Annotated in this window: 4 protein-coding genes; all 4 read left to right on the top strand. The window is 71.0% G+C overall.

Annotation, left to right across the window (positions count from 1 at the left end; translation table 11 throughout):
• Positions 1 to 169 precede the first annotated feature (169 nt).
• The 4 genes from ACWDX7_RS28345 (at position 170) to ACWDX7_RS28330 (ending at position 4,095) form a co-directional block, all read left to right on the top strand.
• Positions 170 to 1,192 (top strand): 3-oxoacyl-ACP synthase III family protein, encoded by a 1,023-nt coding sequence (locus ACWDX7_RS28345; RefSeq protein WP_451489143.1) that lies wholly within the window; start codon positions 170 to 172, stop codon positions 1,190 to 1,192.
• Positions 1,193 to 1,244: 52 nt separating this feature from the next.
• Positions 1,245 to 2,069 carry an arylamine N-acetyltransferase family protein gene (locus ACWDX7_RS28340; protein ID WP_451489144.1) on the top strand — a complete coding sequence of 275 codons (825 nt, stop codon included), beginning with the start codon at positions 1,245 to 1,247 and terminating at the stop codon, positions 2,067 to 2,069.
• A gap of 16 nt (positions 2,070 to 2,085) precedes the next feature.
• On the top strand, positions 2,086 to 3,699 hold the full coding sequence (locus tag ACWDX7_RS28335) for an FAD-dependent monooxygenase (protein WP_451489145.1): 1,614 nt from the start codon (positions 2,086 to 2,088) through the stop codon (positions 3,697 to 3,699).
• Between the two features lie 228 nt (positions 3,700 to 3,927).
• Complete coding sequence (locus tag ACWDX7_RS28330) at positions 3,928 to 4,095, top strand: hypothetical protein (protein WP_451489146.1); 168 nt, start codon at positions 3,928 to 3,930, stop codon at positions 4,093 to 4,095.
• Positions 4,096 to 4,186: the final 91 nt, after the last annotated feature.

Here is a 4,186-nt window from a genome sequence, read left to right as displayed (position 1 = left end):
CTGCGGAGAAAGGGAACAGGGCGAGAAGTCCGGCCGCCACAGCGGCTGACACTGCGATGCGGGCAACAGCCCCGCCCCGCCCGCCCTACCTGACAAGGTCCCGCAGACACCGTTGTCGGCATTTCCCCGGGACGGAACCATAAGTTTCACGCAGTGAGGAGTCGCCCAAATGATTACGACGGGAATTCACGGTGCGCGCAATGCTCTTTCGGTCGGCGTGCTGGGCACGGGGTCGTACGTACCGGCTCATGTCGTCTCGAACGACGAAGTCGGAGCGCCGGCCGGAGTCGATCACGAATGGATTTTCGGTAAAACGGGAATACGCAACCGCAGGTGGGCGAAAGCCGATGAGGCCACATCCGACCTTGCGGTGATCGCGGGGCGCCAGGCGCTGGAGAGCGCCGGGATCCGCGCCGCGCAGCTGTCCCTGATCGTGGTGGCGACCTCCACCCCCGACCAGCCCCAGCCGCCGACCGCCGCCGTGGTCGCCGCCGAGCTCGGCGCCGACCAGGGCACCGCCGCCTTCGACGTCAACGGCGTGTGCACCGGCTTCCTGTTCGCGCTCACCACGGCGCAGAGCATGCTGGCCGCCACGGCCGGCGAGGGGTACGCGCTCGTCATCGGCGCCGACGTCTACTCCCGCATCCTCAACCCCGAGGACCGGCGCACCACCATCCTCTTCGGTGACGGAGCGGGCGCGGTCGTCATCGGCCCGGCCGCCGGAGCGGGCCGGGGAATCCTTTCGAGCCGGCTGGCCAGTTATGCGGCGGACCGGCACCTCATCGAGGTTCCCGGCGGCGGCAGCCGCATTCCCACCACTGCCCAGACACTCGATCAGGGACTTCAGTACTTCACCATGAACGGCCGCGGTGTCCGCGATTTCGTGGCCGAGAACGTCCCGCCCGCGGTCCGTGAATTCCTCGCGGAACAGGAATACACCCCCGCGGACCTCCAGCATTTCGTTCCGCACCAGGCCAACGGCCGCATGCTGGACAGCCTTTCCGCCGAACTGGGCGTGGGCGCCGGCCGCACCTGGACCACGTACGAGGAGTACGGCAACACCGGCTCCGCCTCCGTCCCCATCACCCTCGACCACGCGGCGCGCTCCGGCCGGCTGACCGCCGGCGACCTGGTCCTGCTCGCCGGCTTCGGCGGCGGCATGGCCCTGGGCCTGTCGCTCATCCGCTGGTAGTCCACCTCCCTCCCCTACCACCCCAGGGGACGACATCCCTCAAGGAGTTCCCATGCTGGACGCAACCGTGCTCGACGACGCCACGGTCGACGCCTACCTGACCCGCATCGGCGCCACCCGGCCCGCCGCCCCGGACCTCGCGGGCCTGCGCCACCTGGCCGAGCGCGCCGTACTGTCCGTACCGTTCGAGAACCTCGACTACCACCTCGAAGGCCGCGAGATCCACATGGATCAGCGCTCCGTGGACAAGATCGCCCGGGAGAACCGCGGCGGCGGCTGCTACGAGGTCAACCCCGCGCTCGGCTTCGTCCTCGAAGCCCTGGGCTACCAGGTGGAGATCCTGCCGGGCCGCGTGCACCGCCCCGAGGGCCTCGGCCCGTTCCTCGGCCACCTCGCCCTGAAGGTGACCATCGGCGCGGACGCCTACCTCGTGGACACCGGCTTCGGCCGCAACAGCCGCTTCCCGCTGGACTTCAACAGCCGCGAGGTCCAGAGCGACCCGCACGGCGAGTACCAGCTGAAGGACGTCGAGGGCCAGGCCGGCACGGTCGACCTGTGGCTCGGCGGCCGCCCGCTGTACCAGGTCGTCGAGACGCCCGTCCGCATCGAGGACTACGCGCCCAGCCTGTGGTGGTACCGCACGGCGCCCGACTCCTCCTTCCTCCAGGCGCTGTTCTGCTCGATCCGCACCGAGAACGGCCTCGTCACCCTCAAGGGCCGCCACCTGAACATCGTGGACGGCGACCAGCGGTCCAAGACCGTCCTCGAAGACGACGCGGACGTCCTCGCGGCGTACAAGACCCACTTCGGCATCAGCCTCGACGTGCTGCCCGCCGAGCCGGCGAACTCCACCACCACCGGCGTCCGTACCGACTGAGAGAGTCCCAGAGGCCATGGCTGACCTGATCGCCGGCGAAAGCCGGCCCACGAGAGAGAGCGAAGCGGTGTCCGCCGCCGGGCCGTCCGACCTGGACGTCCTGGTGGTCGGGGCCGGCCCCACCGGCCTGCTGACCGCCGTCGAGCTGCTGCGGCGCGGCATCCGGGTCCGGGTGATCGACCGAGCCGCCGAACCCATGCTGACCCCCAAGGCCCTGTCCGTCTGGCCCCGTGCCCTCGACATCCTCGAAGACACCGGCCTGGGCGACGTGGTGAACGAGGAGTCCGTACGGATCAACACGCTGAGCTACTTCTCCGAGCGGCGCCCGCTGGCCTCCTTCGGATTCTCCGACGACCTGGCGTGCCGCACCCTCCCGCAGCACGTCACCGAGCGGCTCCTCACCGAGCGCTTCCAGGCACTCGGCGGGAAGATCGAGCGCGGTGTGCGGCTCCTAGCCCTGGACGGCGTGGACTTCTCCGGCCGCATCGAGGCCACCGACGGGGTCACCGCCGTACTGGAGACCCCCGAAGGCCTGGAGCGGATCCGCGTACCGTTCGTCGTCGGCGCCGACGGCGCCGGCAGCGCGGTCCGCGGCCAGCTGGGCGTCGGCTTCGAAGGATCCACCTACGAGATGGCCTTCGCCCTGGTCGACGCCCGTATTACGGGGCATCTGCCGCCGGACGAATGCCACTTCTACCAGTCGGCGAACGGCGCCCTGGTGATCGTGCCCATCCCGGGCGGGATCTTCCGCTTCCTGTCCGTGATGCCGCAGGGCGACGCCCAGGTCGACGCCGGGATGATGCAGGCCATCATCGACGAGCGCGGCCCGCGCGGTGTCCGGATCGAGGAAGCCGTCTGGAAGGCGGTGTTCCGGGTGCACGCCCGGCGCGCCAGCGAGTTCCAGCGCGGCCGGGTCTTCCTGGCCGGCGACGCCGCCCACGTCCACAGCCCGGCCGGCGGCCAGGGCATGAACAACGGCCTCCAGGACGCGCACAACCTCGCCTGGAAGCTCGCCGCGGTGATCCGCGGCGAATCCCCCGCCTCGCTGCTCGCCACCTACGGCGAGGAGCGCTCCGAGGTCACCCGGCAGATCGTGCGCGACACCGACCTCCAGACGCGGGCCTGGGTCGCCAAGGCCAAGGCCACGGTGGCGGCGCGCGACGCGGCGTTCCGGCTGCTCGACCGGACCGGGATCGTCTCGGAGTTCTACGCCCCCGTGATGGCGGGCCGCCGGCTCTCCTACCCGGTGACCCGCGATACGCAGCAGCCCTCGGGCTGGACGGGCTGCCGCGTACGGCGGGCGCTGCCCGGCGGGCTGGAGGTCGGTGCGGTCTTCCCGCGGCGCCTGGCGCTCGCGTACGGGATCTCCGGGCCGGCGGCCGACCCGCACGGCTGGCACCTGGCGGTCGTGTCCGACGGCAGCCGGGAATGGGAGCGGGAGCTGGGGCACGTCGTGGCCCAGTGGCCGCTGCTGCGCCAGGTGGCGCTGCGCCGGCGGGAAGCCGGGGCGCAAGCCGGGTGCAAGGCCGCGGGCTACTACCTGATCCGGCCCGACGGCCACATCGTGGCCCACGGCCACGCCCGTGACCTGGGACGACTCGAAGCGGAATTGCGTCTATCGTTCGCCTGAGCCGAATTTTCCGCCCGGATCCGCCATGATTTTCCGGCCCGGATCCCGGTTTTCCGTCAACTCCGACCCCTTCCCGGACCTGTTCCCCCTCCGGTTCCCGCGTTCCCGTTTCCCGTTCCCGAGTTCCCCTCTCGGGCGGGAACCGCGCGGGAACGGTCCGGTAAGGCCCCTTGGGAATCTCAGTTTGTCGAAAGCGACACGGGATTCAAAACAAACAAGGGGAACGAAATGCGCGGCAAGCTCGCTGGTCTGGTCGGTATCTTCGCGGTCGCCCTCGCCCTGGGCCTGGGTGTCTCGGTCGAGCAGAACGACGAGGCTGACGCCACCACGACCGGTTACGCCGTCCTGGCCGAGAACAAGGGCCCGAACGCCCCCCTCCCGGCCCCGGGCGTGTGACCCGAACCGCCGCGCAACCCAGTGGGGCCCCCCGCCGCCGCCCCCCGCGGCCCCCCGCGGGGGCCGCCCCCCGGGCCCCCGCGCCGCCGCC

The organism is Streptomyces sp. NPDC003034, from assembly GCF_053591375.1.
Note: the sequence above shows the minus strand (reverse complement) of the source record. Positions and strands in the feature narration are given on the sequence as shown.

Coding starts and splice junctions, on each gene's coding strand:
- ACWDX7_RS28340 (WP_451489144.1), top strand. CDS start 1,245: ATGCTGGACGCAACCGTGCTCGACGACGCCACGGTCGACGCCTACCTG.
- ACWDX7_RS28335 (WP_451489145.1), top strand. CDS start 2,086: ATGGCTGACCTGATCGCCGGCGAAAGCCGGCCCACGAGAGAGAGCGAA.
- ACWDX7_RS28345 (WP_451489143.1), top strand. CDS start 170: ATGATTACGACGGGAATTCACGGTGCGCGCAATGCTCTTTCGGTCGGC.
- ACWDX7_RS28330 (WP_451489146.1), top strand. CDS start 3,928: ATGCGCGGCAAGCTCGCTGGTCTGGTCGGTATCTTCGCGGTCGCCCTC.